Raw genomic sequence first — 17,626 nt, 5'->3', positions numbered from 1 at the left:
ATGAAAATATCATTAGTAATGGCAACATATAATGGAGCTAAATACTTAAATGAACAGTTAGATTCAATAAAAAACCAAACTCTAAAACTTGATGAAGTTATTATTGTTGATGATGTATCAACAGATGATACAAGCTATCTTGTTGAAAAATATATAAGCAATCACCAATTAAATTGGATATTTATAAAAAATGAAAAAAATCTAGGTTATAAAGGTAATTTTAAAAAAGGATTAGCACATGCAAGTGGAGATGTTATTTTCTTATGTGATCAAGATGATATTTGGCATCTTGATAAAGTAGAAAGAATGGTTGAGGCTTTAAAGAATCATCCAGAAATAAAAACCCTTGCTTCAAGCTTTAATTTTGTAGATGGACAAGGAAAACCTTTTTCGATTGAACAAAAGAAAGGATACGCCAACCAAAATCTATTACATAAAGATGTTATTGATGAAATAGAGAGAGTGGATTTATCTTTAGTAAAAATTACTAATTTTTCTCAAGGATGTTGTATGGCAGTAAGAAAAGAAGAAGTAGAAATTTTCTTGAAGAATACACAAAGTAAATATCCTCACGATTGGGAATTGAACTTGATTGCAGCAATGCAAGATGGATGTTATTTTTATAATGTTCCATTAATTGATTATCGTATACATGATAAAAATACGATAGGACTCGATGATGTTATTCACAATTCACATAAAGAATTGATGAAAAATAGAACAATTAAAAGATTAAACTATATTGATGAAGAAATAGAATTACTCAATTACTTAAAAAGAATCAATATAGGTTATGAATATAATAAAGAATATGTAGAAAATCATATTCTTTATTCAAAAGATAGAAAGAAATATATAAAAAATAAATCATTTTTCTCTTTAATAGTTATGTATTTAAAAGGGAAATATAAAGGATATGGAAGCTTTAAAACCTTTGTAGGAGATTTATGTTCTATTGTATATAAATGAGACTCTTTTGTAAGAGTCTTTTATTCTTTTTATAGTTTTGTTAAAATAGAGTAGAATTATGAGTAGAAGTAAGGTGATGAAAAAATGAAAACAGGGATAGTTGTTTTAAATTTTAATGATGCTAAAGAGACGGTATCGTTTGTAGAAAAAATAAAATCATATAATATATTAGATTCTATTGTAGTTGTTGATAATGCATCAACAGATGATTCTTTAACAGAATTACGTAAAATACAAGGAATCCATTTGATTGAAATGTCAAGTAATACAGGATATGCGGCTGGAAATAATGCAGGATTAAGATATTTATATGAAAATGATTTTGATAATTATATTATTTCTAATCCAGATATTATTGTTGAAAAGAGACAGCTTGAGGATTTTATAGCGTATATGAATTCAGATAATAATTATCAAATGTTTGGACCAACAATAGAAGAACATGGAAAACTAAATAGAGGTTGGAAACAAAAAAGTATTAAATATGATATTCATGATAATTATCCAATTATCAATAGACTTTATAAAAATTTAATAAAATATCCAGCGTCTCGTTATAAAGGAGAAATCACAAGTGTTGAATGTTTATCTGGATGTTTTTTTGGAATAAAAAAAGAAGTAATTGATCGTGTTGGTTGTTTTGATGAAGGAACTTTCTTATTTTATGAAGAAGATATTTATTGTGCCAAGATAAGACAAGCAGGATTGCATATTTGTGTTTTAAATAATGTGCAAGTTATTCACAATCACTCTATTACTATCAATAAAAATGTCAATCATTATCGTAAGTTAAGATATCTTAAAGCATCACAACTTTACTATCATCAAACTTGTTTTAATCATTCAAAGCATCTTCTAAATAGACTCAAAAGATCTGCGGAAATGGCTTGTCAATTTGCTTATTTAAGAACAAATAAAAAAATTGTAAATAAGCATAACAGACCAAGAAAAAAAGTGACAATTCTTTCTCTTCATTTAAGAGTAGGAGGAATTGAAAAAGCAATTTGTTCACTTGCCAATATGCTGGTAGATGATTATGATGTTGAAATTGTAAATGTTTATAAATTATGTGAACCTTCTTTTTATATTGATGAAAGGGTTCAAGTAACTTATTTATCAACAGATTTAGTACCAAATAAAGAAGAAATAAAAAATGCCTTAAAGTATAAAAACATAAAGAAAATCTTTTTTGAAGGTATAAAATCATTAAAGATTTTATACAAAAAAAGAGCTTTAATCAAAAAATGTGCAAAGGATAACGATGGAGATATTATTATTTCAACAACCTTAGCTTTTGATCAATTATTTTCTAAATACCAAAAGAATAAATTACTCATTGCGTGGGAACATTGCCATCCTGATTGTCAAAAAAATTATCCAAAAAAAGTGTATAAAGCAGTAAAAAAATTTGATTTGTTTATTCCTGTATCAAAATCAATTAATGAATTCTATAAAGAGTATCTAACGGGACCACAATGTGTATACTTACCTTTGTGTATTGATAAAGTGGATCATGAAGATGCAAAGTTTGATACAAATCAAGTAACAGTAATGGGAAGACTTTCAAGTGAAAAAGCTTATGATGATATGTTACGTGTTTTTGTAAAAGTTTTAGAACAAAATCCATCAGCTCATTTAAATATCGTCGGTGATGGAGAAGAAAGACATAATTTGAGTGTTTTAGCGGATCGTTTAGGAATTGCAGATTCTGTAACGTTCTATGGAAATAAAGTTGGAAAAGAAAAATCACAAATATTAGAAAATACAAGTGTCTTTGTGACAACATCACACTATGAAAGTTTTGGACTCGTTTTATTGGAAGCAATGGATTATGGTATACCATGTCTTTCTTTTGATAGTGCCAAAGGATCGTTAGATATTATCGAAGATGGAAAAGATGGCTATATCATTAAAAATAGAGATTTGGATCAAATGGCGAATAAACTAGTTGCGCTGTTAAATAATCCTTCTAAAGAACTTTCAAAAAACGCTAAAGACAAAGCAAATTCTTATAGCTATGAAAATGTTCGTAAACAATGGTTAGATGCATTTAAAAATATGAACATTCATGATTTAAAAACAAGAGTCATGTTTACTTCATCAGCAGGAGGTCATTATAGTGAACTTTGTGAACTTGATGAATTAATGAAACGCTATAATTCATTTTTACTTACGGAAGATCATGAAATGATGAAAGAAATAAAGAAAACAAATCAATCACGTTCGTGGTATATGCCAGCAGGAACAAAGGAACATTTGTTTAAGTTTTTATGTAATTTTCCAATTACTATTATAAGAAGTTTCAAAGCGTTTTTAAAAGTTAAACCAGATGTTGTAATTGCAACAGGAGCGCATACAACTGTGCCAATTTGTTATATTGCCAAATTATTTGGTAAAAAAGTTATTTTTATAGAAACATTCGCCAATATCACAACGAAAACTTTATCGGGAAAACTTGTCTATCCAATTGCAGATTTATTTTTAGTGCAATGGGAGGAAATGTTGAAACTTTATCCAAATGCTAAATATCGAGGAGGATTGAAATAATGCGTATTTTTGTTATGTTCGGAACACAAGATAAACGTTTTGATCGTTTATTAAATGCAATATTAAATTCTCACTTTGTTGAAGAAAATGATGTTTATGTACAACTTGGTTATACTAAAGGAAATTATGAAAAGATTCATGGTCAAGAATACTATACGGAAGAAGAATTGAACCGCCAAATTGAGATTGCAGATTTGATTATTACACATGCTGGGGTAGGTGCCATTGTTGCAGCTTTAAAATTAAAGAAAAGAGTTATTGTTGTACCTAGACTAGGAAAATATAAGGAACAAAACAATGATCATCAAGTACAAATTATGGAAAGATATGATAAATTGGGCTATATTATTCCCTGTACTGATCTAGATGATTTAGATAAAATTGTGAAAGAATCACATAATTTTATACCCAAAGAGTATAAAGCAGATAAACAAGGAATTATTAAAGAGATAAAAGAATTTATAGATAGATTGTAAATTTAAGAATAATTAATTTAAAAATAGTAGATTAAATAAAAAAAAGTAACTATAATAGTTATGAATTAGAAAAAAGTAAAAAATAAAAAGGAGAAAATCAATGATAAAAAAAATCTTATCGTTATGCTTAGTTCTTGCTATGGCTTTTGGTGTAACAGCATGTGGTGAAAGTAAGCAAACAAGTAATGGTAATTCTTCGACGACAACACAAAAAACAAGAAAATTTACTGAAGCAAAAGGGATGATTAAATATTTAACTATCGATGGTAAAAAAATTCCCTTTCCAGAAACAGTAGGTGAATATGTAAGTTATTTAGAAAAAGTTGGAGATAAAATTGAATTAGGGAATACAGGAAAAACAGTTGATGAGGCAGATAAACTTAATGCTGGTGGTGTTTCTTCTATGGTAGCTTTTTTAAAGGTTTATTTAGATGATGGTAATTGGCAATGGTTTGGAGTACGTTATGAAAATGATACTAAAAATTCATTACCTGTTTCTGACTGTAAAGTAACACAAATTACGTTAGACTATGATACGATTAATGAAGAAGAAAATCATCATTCAATAGATAGCATAACATTTGTTGATAGAAATAATAATGAAATTTTAATGGATGGTAAATACACAAGTACAAATTTAATGAAACAAATTGGCGGACCTGAACAAAATACGGATGGACATTGGTATTATTCCGATGATCAAGGTTATAAGTATGAATTAGTTACTGAAAATAAAAAGGGAATTTTAACAAGAGTTGTAATTACATATCCTACAAAACAAAAATAAAAGCACATGGGATTGATGATAATTAATCCCATGTTTTGTTAATAAAGGAGAGAAGATGAAAAAGGTATTAAAAGACAAATTAAATATACTAATTATCTTTATTTCTATTTTTTTAATACTGTTATGTTTTAATAGATCATTATGGGGAGATGAAGCATGGACAGCTATTATAATGAAATATGATTTTAAAGAGATGATTCGTGAAATTGGTCAAGATGTACATCCACCTTTATATTTTGTGCTCTTAAAACTTATTGTTACATTGTTTGGTCAACATATAGAAATTATGAAGATCATGTCAGTAATCCCAACAATCATTCTTATGGCTATTGGAAAAAAATATATTAAACATATTTTTAAAAGTGATTTTATTGCAGGTGTTTTTATTTGTTTAGTAGGACTTATGCCAAGTTGTATGCATATGTCTGTTGAATTAAGAATGTATTCATGGTCAATTCTTTTTGTTACATGGTCTGCATTTTTAGGATGTGAAATTTATTTACATGGTCAAAGAAAAGATAAGTTATTATTTACATTGAGTGGAATATTGGCAGCTTATACACATAATTTTAATATTATTTCTGAAATTTTTGTGTATATGATTTTGTTTATTGCTTTATTGGTGAAAGATAAAAAATATATTAAGGATATTTTAATAATCTCATTAATCACAATATTAGGTTATTTACCATGGCTATTTATTAGTTTTAAACAAGTGATGAATGTAAATAATGATTTTTGGTTATGGTCTGTTAATTTTACAGATATTGCACAAATGCTCATATATCCATTTAATTCATTATGTCATAATGAAATACCTAATCTATTTGTATTAATATTTATTGGCTTACCATTATTGATGACAAGTTTATTATTTATTGTTGTTTTAAAAACAACAATAAATAATCATTTTAAAAATCAAAAAGCTAACTTTGTACTTTTATGTTATATTCCAATGTATGGGTTGATGATGTTTGGTGTTGTTTATGGATTATTGATACGTCCTATTTTTGTAGCAAGATATTTACATAGTACTATTGGCATTTTCTTTTTAGGATTGGCTGTAGGTATTTCTTTGATAAAGAAAAATTCTTTGAAAAATGTTGCAATAATAATATTGATATGTAATATGATATATGGTTGTTTCTTTAATATTCAAAGGGAATACTTTAATGGGACAGAAGATACCTTAGCTTTCTTTGAAAAAGCTAAGAAAGAATATTCAACACGTACAATCGTAACAGATATCTTTTTATTAAGTACCACAGTTATGCCTTATTATGAAACACAATATACAACATATAGTAATACAGTTTATAGTTTAGAACAAAGTAATCAGCCGATATTCTATATTGCTGATCAAAAGAATGATCAAAGCTTTTTAGAAAATATGAATGCTAAGAAATTATACAGTGGTAATATTGACAATGAATATTTCTTTGATGTTTATTTAATAAATAATGTTGAATTTTCATAAAAAACAATAGAATAAATCTAATATAAGTAGAAAGGATGTATGTAAATAATGTATGAAAATATAAAGAATTTTACTCGAAATAATAAATCCAATATAATTATTTCAAGTGTTTTCATTCTAAGTGTTTATTTAATTAAATTAGGAACATTAGCAACATCAATTGATAATGAAGCGGCAATTTCAGTATCAAGTAGTTTATATACTGCTTGGTTATCTATGGGGAGAATTGCATTAGTTTATTTGAAAAAAGTATTTGGTGTTGGCATTTATAATCCTTTTTTATCTATGTTTATGCTTATTATCTTAATGATTTTTTCAATCATTACATGGGGCATGATTTTTGATTATATAAAAAATAATAAAAATAAATATGCTTATTGGATTTTTATATCTATCTTTTTTACAGCACCTATCATGGCAGAACAACTTGGGTTTGTTATGCAAGCTGTAGAAGTTTTATTAGGTATAAACCTTGTAGCTATTTCTCTTTTTTATACCTATAGGTATTTTATAGATACACCCAAAAAATATTATTTGATTATAAGTGTTATTTTAAGTGGAATTGCTTTTTCGATTTATCAAGCACTTACAACAATATATGTTACAGCTGCAATTTGTTTATTTATTTTATATATATCACGAAAAGATGTAACGAATCCTAAAAAAATATGGCAAGTTATAATTTTGAATATTATTTTATTTTTCTTATCTTATGTGGTTTATTTTGTGTTAGCTAAGTGTGTTTTATCTTTATTGCATATTGAAGCAACAAAATATACAGGAGATCAAGTAGCGTGGGGCACTGTTCCGGTTATTCAATGTATAAAAAATATTTTGAAATATATAAAGGGCACTGTAACAGATAATACAATATTTTATTCAAAAGTTTATGTTGTTCTAGCAATTTTATTAGTAATAAATGCTTTTTATGGTAAAAAAGAAAAATATGATAAAAGATATTACATTTATATTTTAGCTATTGGTGCTTTATTGGTAACACCATTTCTAATGGGAATTATTTTAGGTGGTCAACCAACAAAAAGAACAGCAATTTCATATCCATTTATGCTTGGTTTTTCAAGTATGTATCTTTTTGAAGAAATTAGAACTAAAATAAAAAATAAAGATGCTATACTTATTTTAATGGTACTTGTGGCACTTGTACCATTTAAACAAAGTGTCTTATCAAGTAGACTCTATTATACAGAGTACATTACTAATAAAGAATCGGAGATTGTAGCAACGAAGATTTCAAATAGAATAGAAGAAATAACAGGAAGTTATAATCCTGAAGAAAAAATTGCATTTATAGGATGTATGAGATTAAATAGGAATAACAGTTGTTATCAATTAGAAGATTTAGAATATGTCGGCAGAGGATTTTTTGAAACTAGCTTTTCGACAACACACGGAAGCTTTTTAATGAGAAATTATATGGCAACATTAGGTATTAACTATCAATGTCCATCAGAAGATGATGCAAAAATTGCAGAAGAATACGCTAAAGATATGCCAGCTTGGCCAAATAAAGAGTCAGTGAAAAAAGTAGATAATATTGTTATTGTAAAATTAGGATAGGCAAGAGGTGATATAATGCGAAAAGAAAGATTATTTTATTTAGATTTTATACGAGCAATTGCGACAATCTCTATTATAATGACACATTTTAATGCAAGATATATTTATGCAGGGGCACAATATATTTATAAAGCCATTATATCTACAACATTTTTTAATATTTATATAGGCGATTGGGGTGTTTCTTTATTCTTTATCATTTCAGGAGCGGCTTTAATGTATGTATATCAAGAAAAGTTAGAATATAAGAGATTTTATAAAAAGAGATTTGAATCTCTTTATCCAATGTTTTGGATGGCTTACATTATTGCGTTTATAGGATTGTTTTATTTAAATAAAGGAATGTTTTTACAAGCACCTAAGAAAAACTTTATTTTAACGATTATTGGCTTTGATGGTTATTTGGCAGCCAATGTTCCAACATTTTATATATTGGGTGAGTGGTTTTTAGGATGTATTATTTTATTCTATGTGTTATTTCCTTTATTAAGAACAGGAGTGAATAAGTATCCTAAAGCAACTGTTGTTGTAACCGCAATGATCTATTTAGTATTTATTTTCTTTTATCATGGTGTTTTTGATATGAGTAAGATTGTTTTTGTAAGAATGCCAGAATTTTTAATGGGTATGTATTTTATTAAGTATATTAAGAAAGTAAATCTGCCTATGCTTGTTATATCTATAATTGTTTTAGCTTTGAATTTGATTTTAAAGCCACAATGGTCAAATCATTTACAAACAACATATGTTGGAATAAGTTCATTCTTTATTCTTGTTTATATTTCTAAATACTTTGATAATAAATTCTTTCAAAAAGTATCAAGCTGTATTAGTAAGTATTCTTATGCTATTTTCTTGGTTCATCATGTCATTATTGCACAAGTCATGGCACGTGTCGATTTAACACAAATTTCATGGTTTGGTAGTTATAAATTATTTGCATTATGTTGTATAATAATAGGGATATGTGCGTTTCTATTATTTCAAATACATAAATATATTATGAAATTTATAAAAGGAAAAATGTTATGTATGAAGAAGGATTAAAAAAAACAGGTAGAAATATTGTTTTAGCTATATTTGCGATTATTGTAGGTATTTTAACGTTTTTAAGTATGTTTTTAAATACTTATATAAGTATAGAAGAACGTACGACGATTATAGAAGATAATCCTTATAAAATGATTATTTACTTTATTGTTGTTTTAGTTGCTTTATTTTTTGTAAGAAGATTTTATAAACTTCAAAAAAAGATTGATAATCGAAAAATGTTTATACGAATTTGTCTTGTACTCTTAGCAATTTTTACGATTATTATCTTTACTCATAATATTTATCCTGTTGCCGATCAACAAGAAATATTAAATTGTGCAACAGCACTTAAACAGGGGAATTACGCGCCTTTTTTACCAGATGGTTATGTGGGAAAATGTACAAATCAAGCAGGAATAGTAATAATTTTATATTATTTATCTTTTATTTTTGGAGATAATAATTATCATGTTTTCCAATTCTTAAATGTTTTGGGTCTTATTTTAAGCTATTATTGCATTTGTAAGATCTCAATGATTAGTTTTAGTAATGATGAAATAGAACAATGGACATTTGGTTTTCTTATTCTATTTTTACCACTGACTTGGTATGTTACCTTTGTCTATGGTAATATCTTTGGTCATGCTTTTTCTATGTATGCAATTTTATCAGGATATAAATATTTTGAGGATCGAAAAACAAAAGATATCTTGCTTAGTGTTGGATCTATAACACTGGCCATGATGTTTAAATCAAATTATTTGATTGTCTTTGTCGCAATGATTATATTTATTTTATTTGATATTATTTTAAACAAACACTATCGTTCATTTATCTTATTTCTTGTTTTAGTTCCAGCATACTTTGCTTCAAGCTTTATTCCAAATTACTTAGTAAAAAGTATTACAGGAATTGAATTAGGCAAAGGTGTACCGATGCTCGCCTATGTTGAAATGGGACTACAAGATTCTCCTGATGCACCGGGTTGGTGGAACGGCTATAACTGGAATGTTTACACAGATAATAATTGTGATAGTGAACAAGCAAGTGCACAAGTAAAAAATGATTTAAAAAATACACTTATTTATTATTTACAACATCCAAAAGAGTGTCTTGACTTTTTTTATAGGAAAACAGTTTCACAATGGTGTAATCCAGATTTTCAAGGTACGTGGATCCTGCGGTATTCTGATTTTTATATTCACGGGGATTTGTATTATGAAATATTTAATATATTTGAATCTATTGTCTTTTTAGGAACACTTGCTTATATTTACTATACAGGTCGTCAAATGCCATTGCATAGATTATTGTTACCTATGATTTTTATTGGTGGATTTATTTTTCACTTATTTTGGGAAGCTAAAGGGCAATATACAATTACGTATTTTGTTTTGTTGATTCCTTATTGTGTAAAGGGACTTATGGATATGACAGACGAGATAGCAGATGGTATTTTGAATTTAGAAAGGCATCAAGGTGTTTTTGGAACGATAAAGATGTTGTGGAAGTTAGATTCATTTAAATATATAGCTTTGTTATTTGGATCAACTGTGTTACTTCATTTGATTGTTAGGGGGAGTTTGTTTTGAAAGATTTGATTTTAAAATATAAAGAAGTCATCATGTATTTAGTATTTGGTGTTTTAACAACAGTTGTAAATATTGTTGTTTATTATGTGGCTGCAGATTGTTTAAAAATTAATTATTTAATTGCAAATATTGCAGCCTGGTTTTTATCAGTATTATTTGCTTATGTGACAAATAGAAAATATGTATTTGAAAGTAAGAGTGATCACATTTTAAAAGAAATGATTTCTTTCTTTAGTGCAAGACTTGCTACAGGAGCACTGGATATGGGATTTATGTATGTAACTGTCAATTTCCAAATACTCCCAGATTTTATTGCAAAGATTGTTGCTAATATATTTGTTATTATCGCAAATTATGTATTAAGTAAATTATTTATCTTTAAAAAGGATGGTGAATAAAATGGAAAAAATAACAGTTATTGTACCATGTTATAACGAACAAGAAGCATTACATTACTACTATGAAGAAATGAGTAGAGTAATGAATGAGATGAAAGAAGTAGGTTTTGAATTATTATTTATTAATGATGGATCCAAAGATAAAACATTGGAAGTTATTAAAGAACTTGCCTCTAAAGATGAAAGAGTCAAATATATCTCATTTTCAAGAAATTTTGGAAAAGAATCAGCTATGTATGCTGGTTTTGAAAACAGTACAGGAGATTATGTCTGCTTAATGGATGCAGATTTACAAGATCCACCAAGATTACTTCCTGAGATGTTTAAAGCAATCAAGGAAGAAGGATATGACAGTGCAGCAACAAGAAGGGTAACAAGAAAAGGTGAACCACCAATCCGTTCCTTCTTTGCAAGAATGTTCTATAAAATCATGAATAAAATATCTGATACGGAATTAATGGATGGAGCGAGAGACTATCGTCTTATGACAAGACAATTTGTTAATTCATTATTAGAAATGAAAGAATACAATCGTTTTTCAAAAGGATTATTTGGTTGGGTAGGTTATCAAACAAAATGGATCGAGTTTGAAAACGTTGAAAGAGTTGCAGGAGAAACAAAGTGGTCATTTTGGAAACTACTTCTTTATGCCATTGATGGCGTTGTTGCTTTTTCAACAGCACCACTTGCAATAGCTTCTGTTGTGGGAATGTTGATGTTATTAGTAGCGTTTATCTTTATTATTTTCATTATTGTAAGAACACTTATCTTTAATGATCCAACAAGTGGATGGCCATCTCTTGTATGTATCATTACATTAATTGGTGGAATTCAAATATTCTGTGTAGGTATTGTTGGAGAATACTTATCAAAGATTTATTTAGAAACAAAGAACAGACCGGTCTATATTGTCAAAGAGGATAATTTAAAATAAAAAAACAACTCGGCTAAATGCTGAGTTGTTTTTTATTCCCCTTTGTTCCCTCCTTTTAAACACGCAAGAAAATCTCTATAAAATTGAAAATACTTCTAACGTGTTTAGACTATGTCATATTTTCAATGATTGTGTTGGTAAGTGAAACGATTAAGTTAGTAGAGATTTCTCCATTATATTAATAAAGTTTAAAAGATTTAGATACCAAATGGGAAAATAGTAAAAATAATGGGAAAATGATACTAAATAAAAAGAAAACATCCAATAATTCTATGAGTAAGACTACCATTTTATTTCATAAAATAGTATAATATCACAAAATGAGGTGGAATCATGGAAACGGTTTTAGTGGAAAAAGAAAACATAAACGAAGTTATTGACTTATTAAATCATGACGAGGTTGTGGCTTTTCCTACTGAGACCGTTTTTGGTTTAGGCGTAAAATTTTCTCATTTAGAAGCATTAGAAAAAATCTATGAAATAAAGCACAGAAGTCATAGCAAGGCAATATCTTTAATGATCTATGATCCTAAAGATATTGAAAAATATGCTTATGTAAATGAAAATGCTCAAAAGTTGATAGATCATTTTATGCCAGGAATGATTACCCTTGTTTTAAAAAAGAAATCAATTTTATCAGATGACTTTACGGCAGGATACGATACGATTGGTATTCGTATTCCTGATGATCCTTTTGTTTTAAAGCTTTTAAAAGAAGTAGGACCAATGCTTGTAACAAGTGCTAATATTTCTGGTCAAGAAACATTGTTGAATGATCAAGAAGTCTATAAACAATTTAAAGGAAAAATTAAGATGATTGTTAAAGGAAAATGTAAAAATACACGTGCAAGTACAGTCATCAAAGTTGATGAGGATGTAACAATATTACGTCAAGGTTGTATTCAAGAAGAAGAGATTAGGGAGGTATTAAAGTGAAAATTGCAATGGCATGTGACCATGGAGGTCTTAGATTAAAAAATGTATTAAAAGATGATTTGGAAAAAAATGGTTATGAAGTAGAAGATTTTGGTACATACACAGAAGATAGTTGTGATTATCCAGATTTTGCTTCAAAGGCAGCAAAGGCAGTTGCTTCAGGATCGTGCGACAAGGGGGTTGTCGTATGTGGAACAGGTATTGGTGTAAGTATTACAGCCAATAAAGTTGATGGAATTCGTTGTTCTTTATGCCACGATGTATTTAGTGCAAAGGCAACTCGTCAACATAATGACTCTAACATGTTAGCAATGGGACAACGTGTTATTGGAGAAGGACTTGCTTTAGAAATCTTACATGCATGGCTTGAAAGCGAATATGAAGGCGGAAGACATGAAGCAAGAATTCAAAAAATGATGGCTTTGGAAAAGGAGTAAATAAATATGAAGGATAAACTATTATTTGAAAGCGTAGAAAGAGAATTAAATAGACAAAGAAGTAACATTGAATTAATTGCTTCAGAAAACTTTGTATCTGAAGAAGTGTTAGAATTAGCGGGATCAGTTCTAACAAATAAATATGCCGAAGGATATCCAGCAAAAAGATATTATGGGGGATGTCAATTTGTTGATGAAGTAGAAGAGCTTGCAAGAAAAAGAATTTGTGAAATTTATGGTGCTGAACATGCTAATGTTCAACCACATAGTGGAGCGCAAGCCAATACAGCAGTTTACTTAGCTTTATTACAACATGGAGATAAAGTGTTAGGAATGTCACTTGCAGATGGGGGACATTTAACACACGGGCATCCATTGAACTTTTCAGGAATTAACTATGAATTTTATAGCTATGGTGTTTCAAAAGAAACAGAAACAATTGATTATGAAGAATATAAAAAGAAAGTAGAAGAAATTAAACCAAAACTAGTTGTTGCCGGAGCAAGTGCTTATAGTAGAATCATTGATTTTGAATTTATGGCCAAAGTAGCTCATGATAATGGAGCATTATTTATGGTAGATATGGCCCATATCGCTGGTCTTGTTGCTGCAGGTGTTCATCCTTCACCATTTCCATATGCAGACATTGTTACTACAACAACACATAAAACATTAAGAGGTCCACGTGGTGGTGTTATCATGTGTAAAAAAGAATTTGCGGCAGATATTGATCGTGCTGTCTTCCCAGGTATGCAAGGGGGACCACTTATGCACATTATTGCAGCAAAAGCACAATGTTTCTATGAAGTTCAACAACCTGAATTTAAAGAATATGCCAAACAAATTATTAAAAATGCAAAAGCAATGGAAAAAGTCTTTAAAGAAGAAGGTTTCAGACTTGTTGCTGGAGGAACAGATAATCACTTGTTACTTGTTGATGTAAAAGCAAGTTGTGGTATTTCTGGTAAAAAAGCACAACGTCTACTTGATGAAATCAATATTACAGCTAATAAAAATGCAATTCCCTTCGATACAGAAAAACCATTTAAAGCATCAGGAATTCGCATTGGAACACCAGCAATGACAACAAAAGGATTCAAAGAAGAAGACTTTGAAGAAGTTGCAAGAATTATTGCGTATCGTTTAAAAAATGAAGAAACAGATGAAATTAAAGAAGAATGTTTAAAACGAGTAGCTAAACTTACTGAAAAGGTCACAATGTATTCAAATATTAAATATATCTAGGAGGACAAATATGTCAGTAACAATATTAGATCATGCTTTAATTCAACACAAATTAACAATCATGCGTGATAAAAATACATCAACTTATATCTTTAAACAAAACTTAGATGAAATTGCAAAACTTATGGCATTTGAAGTTACACGTCATGTTTCTTTAAAAGATAAAGCAATTGAAACACCAGTTTGTGCTATGCTGGGAAAAGAAATGGATCAACAAATTATTTTAGCACCAATTTTACGTGCAGGAATTGGTTTGGTTGATGGTTTTAGAGATATTATTCCAACAGCTAAAATTGGGCATATTGGAATGGAAAGAGATGAAGAAACACTTATTCCACGTGAATACTATGCTAAATTTCCAAAAGGTTTAGAAGATGCACTTGTGATTGTTTTAGATCCAATGCTTGCAACAGGTGGAAGTGCCAATATGGCAATTGAAAACATCAAACAAAGAGGAGCAAAAAATATTCAACTTGTTTGTCTTGTAGGAGCTCCTGAAGGTGTTAAAGCTATTCAAGAAGCACATCCTGATGTAGATATTACCCTTGCATCATTAGATGAAAAATTAAATGAACATGGTTATATTGTTCCTGGACTTGGTGATGCCGGAGATCGTCTATTTGGTACAGATGAATAATAAAGAAAAGCTTTTTAAAGATTTGATTTATGCTTTGACATTATCAGGAAAAATATTTGGAACTTTTATGGCTGGTGTCATATTGGGTTTATATTTGGATGATATATTATCAACCCGTCCTTTAATGACGCTAGTCTTTCTTATTTTAGCGTTTATAGAAGTGATGAGAATTTTATTAAAAGGTGGACAGTCATGAATGAAAAGTTAGTTTTGAAACGATCGGCACTTATATTTTTGATTGGGTTTGTGATTTTTTTAATTGTTGGATTTATCATGAAATCAGTCAGCTATCCACTTGGCTTTTTGCTAGGATATTTATTTAATCTTGCAATTTTTTATGTTATTATTATCACGTCTGATATGATATTAAACTTAAAGAAATCAACAAGTTTAATTATCTTATTAAATATAGTCAAACTTGCTATTTATGCAATTGGTTTTTTAATTGCTATTTTTATACCAAAGTGGTTTAATCTCATAGGAGTTCTCTTTGGTTACATGGTGATTAAAATAACGATTTATATTGTGAGTTATCAAATGAAGGAGGTGAAAGAGTGAGTAACTTCTTAGATTCTTTACAAGTAGAATTGATCTTTTCATTATTTATTATGCTATGTATGGGTATATTCTTTGTTTATGCTGGTAAGAAATTTGCGACTGCTGATCCTACAGCACGACCAAAAGGGGTTGTTTTGGTTGTAGAAACAGGAATTAAAATGGTTTATGACTATTTAAAGAGTATTATGCCTAAGAAATTTGAAAAGAATTATTATCCTTATTTTGCAATGCTTTTTATTTATTTAGTTATTGCAAACTTAAGTGGATTAATAGGATTTGAAGCACCAACTTCAAACTATTCTATTACTCTTGCATTAACAACAATTACTTTCTGTTTAATTCAGTTTAATGCAATCAAGAAACAAGGATTATTATCCTATATTTGGGGTGCCGTTTGGCCACCAACAAACTTATTAAGTATTCTTTCGCCATTGATTTCGTTATCAATGCGTTTGTTTGGGAATATCTTAAGTGGATCAATACTTATGTATTTGGTTTATCAATTTACTGGGTTCTTATCAAGTTTTATTATTAACTTTAACTTCTTAGGACCAATTATTGCACCAGTGTTGCATTGTTACTTTGATATTTTTTCAGGATGTATTCAAACATTGGTATTTGTTACATTATCATCTATCTTGATAATGATGGAAAATCCAGATTAAGTTCTTTACTAGTTTGCTAGTTAAGATATAAATGAAAAAATGAACTATTTTTTAGGAGGAAAAAATTATGGTAAAAGGTTTAATTGCTATTGCAGCAGGTCTTGCTGTATGTGCCGGTTTAGGAACAGGGATTGGTGAAGGGATTGCTGCTAGTAAAGCTGTAGAAGCTGTAGGTAGAAACCCAGAAGCTGAAGGTAAAATCCGTACTATGATGATCTTAGGGATTGCCTTATCAGAAACAGTTGCCATCTATGGTTTATTAGTTTCTTTAATCTTATTATTCGTATATTAATAATTGAAAATCTGACAAAGGAGGAATAAAGATGCCAGATATAGCAGGAAAATTATTCCCTAATCTTACAACACTGATTGTTCAATTATTATCTACAGGAGTTTTATTACTTATTTTTAAAAAGTATTTATGGAAAAACGTCATGGAGTATTTTGCTAAACGAGCAGATTATATTGAATCTACAATTAATGAGGCAAAAGAAATGAATGAAAAAGCTTCTGCTAATTTAGAAACTGCAGAAAAAGAAGCACGTGAAGCTGCAAGCAAATATCGTGATATTCTTGATCAAGCAAAAGATGATGGTCAAAAAGTAAGACAACAAATTATTGATCAAGCAAATGAAGAAGCAAGAGCTAAAATTGAACAAGCACAAAAAGAAATTGAAACAGAAAAGAAACAAGCTCAAGTGGATATGAAACAAGAAATTGTGGATGTTGCTATTGAGGTTGCAACTAAAGTGATGAACAAAGAAATGAATGAAGATATCAACAAAGGTTTAGTAGAAGAGTTTGTTGATGAAGTGGTTAACTAATGAGTGTTATTGGTGATAGATATGCTGAATCTTTATTTGATTTGGCTAAAGAAGAAAATAAAGTCACTCAATATCTTGATGACATCAAATTAGTTGGTGAAGTTCTAGGTAGTGATCCTCAAATTGTTCAATTCTTTAATCACGTTCTTATTGAAAATGAGAAAAAGATTCAATTATTGGATCAATCATTTAAAGGGAATGTTGATCAATATGTTTTAAATTTCTTAAAACTATTAGTGCAATCAAGAAGAATTCGTTATATTGATGATATAATTAAATCTTATATTAACTTATCTAATCAATATTTAGGTATAGAAGAAGGTACAATCTATACTCCATACAAATTAACTGATCAACAAATTCAAGATATAGAAAAAGCAATCAGTAAAAAAGAAAACAAAAAAGTTATTTTAAAATTATCAATTGATTCATCATTATTAGGTGGTATTAAAGTTCAAATTGCTAACCGTATTTATGATGGAACAATTAAAAATAAAGTAGAAATGCTTAAAAAAGAACTATTAAGAAAGTAGG

The 17,626-nt window shown here is 28.7% G+C and carries 20 protein-coding genes; all 20 read left to right on the top strand.

Annotated features, from left to right (window positions below; all coding sequences use genetic code 11):
• The 20 genes from C7U55_RS09035 to C7U55_RS08940 all read left to right on the top strand — a co-directional run bounded on the left by C7U55_RS09035 (nt 1) and on the right by C7U55_RS08940 (nt 17,625).
• Complete coding sequence (locus tag C7U55_RS09035; protein WP_106988284.1) at nt 1-969, top strand: glycosyltransferase; 969 nt, start codon at nt 1-3, stop codon at nt 967-969.
• An 84-nt stretch (nt 970-1,053) separates the two neighbouring features.
• Nucleotides 1,054-3,516: a PssD/Cps14F family polysaccharide biosynthesis glycosyltransferase gene (gene pssD / locus C7U55_RS09030; RefSeq protein ID WP_106988283.1), complete on the top strand. Its 2,463-nt coding sequence runs from the start codon at nt 1,054-1,056 to the stop codon at nt 3,514-3,516.
• Entirely contained in the window at nt 3,516-3,992 is a 477-nt protein-coding gene (pssE, locus tag C7U55_RS09025; protein WP_106988282.1) for a PssE/Cps14G family polysaccharide biosynthesis glycosyltransferase, read from the top strand. The genes pssD and pssE overlap by 1 nt, the downstream gene beginning before the upstream one ends.
• Nucleotides 3,993-4,092: 100 nt before the next feature.
• Entirely contained in the window at nt 4,093-4,779 is a 687-nt protein-coding gene (locus C7U55_RS09020) for a YgdI/YgdR family lipoprotein (protein WP_106988281.1), read from the top strand.
• Between the two features lie 55 nt (nt 4,780-4,834).
• Nucleotides 4,835-6,256, top strand: a complete 1,422-nt coding sequence (locus tag C7U55_RS09015) for a glycosyltransferase family 39 protein (RefSeq protein ID WP_106988280.1) — start codon at nt 4,835-4,837, stop codon at nt 6,254-6,256.
• Between the two features lie 48 nt (nt 6,257-6,304).
• A complete protein-coding gene (locus C7U55_RS09010) occupies nt 6,305-7,834 on the top strand; it encodes a glucosyltransferase domain-containing protein (protein WP_106988279.1) in 1,530 nt (509 codons plus the stop codon).
• 15 nt (nt 7,835-7,849) lie between these two features.
• On the top strand, nt 7,850-8,881 hold the full coding sequence (locus C7U55_RS09005) for an acyltransferase family protein (RefSeq protein ID WP_106988278.1): 1,032 nt from the start codon (nt 7,850-7,852) through the stop codon (nt 8,879-8,881).
• Complete coding sequence (locus C7U55_RS09000) at nt 8,863-10,458, top strand: hypothetical protein (protein WP_106988277.1); 1,596 nt, start codon at nt 8,863-8,865, stop codon at nt 10,456-10,458. Before C7U55_RS09005 ends, C7U55_RS09000 begins: the two co-directional genes overlap by 19 nt.
• On the top strand, nt 10,455-10,856 hold the full coding sequence (locus tag C7U55_RS08995; RefSeq protein ID WP_106988276.1) for a GtrA family protein: 402 nt from the start codon (nt 10,455-10,457) through the stop codon (nt 10,854-10,856). The genes C7U55_RS09000 and C7U55_RS08995 overlap by 4 nt, the downstream gene beginning before the upstream one ends.
• Before the next feature lies 1 nt (nt 10,857).
• Nucleotides 10,858-11,790, top strand: a complete 933-nt coding sequence (locus C7U55_RS08990) for a glycosyltransferase family 2 protein (protein WP_106988275.1) — start codon at nt 10,858-10,860, stop codon at nt 11,788-11,790.
• Nucleotides 11,791-12,123: 333 nt separating this feature from the next.
• Nucleotides 12,124-12,726, top strand: coding sequence for an L-threonylcarbamoyladenylate synthase (locus tag C7U55_RS08985; RefSeq protein ID WP_106988274.1), 603 nt, complete (start codon nt 12,124-12,126; stop codon nt 12,724-12,726).
• Complete coding sequence (gene rpiB, locus C7U55_RS08980) at nt 12,723-13,163, top strand: ribose 5-phosphate isomerase B (RefSeq protein WP_106988273.1); 441 nt, start codon at nt 12,723-12,725, stop codon at nt 13,161-13,163. The genes C7U55_RS08985 and rpiB overlap by 4 nt, the downstream gene beginning before the upstream one ends.
• A gap of 6 nt (nt 13,164-13,169) precedes the next feature.
• On the top strand, nt 13,170-14,408 hold the full coding sequence (locus C7U55_RS08975) for a serine hydroxymethyltransferase (RefSeq protein WP_048924799.1): 1,239 nt from the start codon (nt 13,170-13,172) through the stop codon (nt 14,406-14,408).
• 10 nt (nt 14,409-14,418) lie between these two features.
• On the top strand, nt 14,419-15,045 hold the full coding sequence (gene upp, locus C7U55_RS08970; protein WP_106988272.1) for a uracil phosphoribosyltransferase: 627 nt from the start codon (nt 14,419-14,421) through the stop codon (nt 15,043-15,045).
• Nucleotides 15,038-15,241, top strand: coding sequence for a hypothetical protein (locus C7U55_RS08965; protein ID WP_048924797.1), 204 nt, complete (start codon nt 15,038-15,040; stop codon nt 15,239-15,241). The genes upp and C7U55_RS08965 overlap by 8 nt, the downstream gene beginning before the upstream one ends.
• On the top strand, nt 15,238-15,603 hold the full coding sequence (locus C7U55_RS08960; RefSeq protein ID WP_106988271.1) for an ATP synthase subunit I: 366 nt from the start codon (nt 15,238-15,240) through the stop codon (nt 15,601-15,603). Before C7U55_RS08965 ends, C7U55_RS08960 begins: the two co-directional genes overlap by 4 nt.
• Nucleotides 15,600-16,268, top strand: a complete 669-nt coding sequence (locus tag C7U55_RS08955; RefSeq protein WP_396130012.1) for a F0F1 ATP synthase subunit A — start codon at nt 15,600-15,602, stop codon at nt 16,266-16,268. The genes C7U55_RS08960 and C7U55_RS08955 overlap by 4 nt, the downstream gene beginning before the upstream one ends.
• Nucleotides 16,269-16,335: 67 nt before the next feature.
• A complete protein-coding gene (gene atpE, locus C7U55_RS08950; RefSeq protein WP_022001942.1) occupies nt 16,336-16,560 on the top strand; it encodes an ATP synthase F0 subunit C in 225 nt (74 codons plus the stop codon).
• Between the two features lie 31 nt (nt 16,561-16,591).
• On the top strand, nt 16,592-17,092 hold the full coding sequence (gene atpF / locus C7U55_RS08945) for a F0F1 ATP synthase subunit B (RefSeq protein ID WP_048924794.1): 501 nt from the start codon (nt 16,592-16,594) through the stop codon (nt 17,090-17,092).
• A complete protein-coding gene (locus C7U55_RS08940) occupies nt 17,092-17,625 on the top strand; it encodes a F0F1 ATP synthase subunit delta (protein ID WP_106988270.1) in 534 nt (177 codons plus the stop codon). The genes atpF and C7U55_RS08940 overlap by 1 nt, the downstream gene beginning before the upstream one ends.
• Nucleotide 17,626 lies beyond the last annotated feature (1 nt).

The organism is Faecalibacillus faecis, assembly GCF_003024675.1.
GTDB lineage: Bacteria > Bacillota_I > Bacilli_A > Erysipelotrichales > Coprobacillaceae > Faecalibacillus > Faecalibacillus faecis.
Note: the sequence above shows the minus strand (reverse complement) of the source record. Positions and strands in the feature narration are given on the sequence as shown.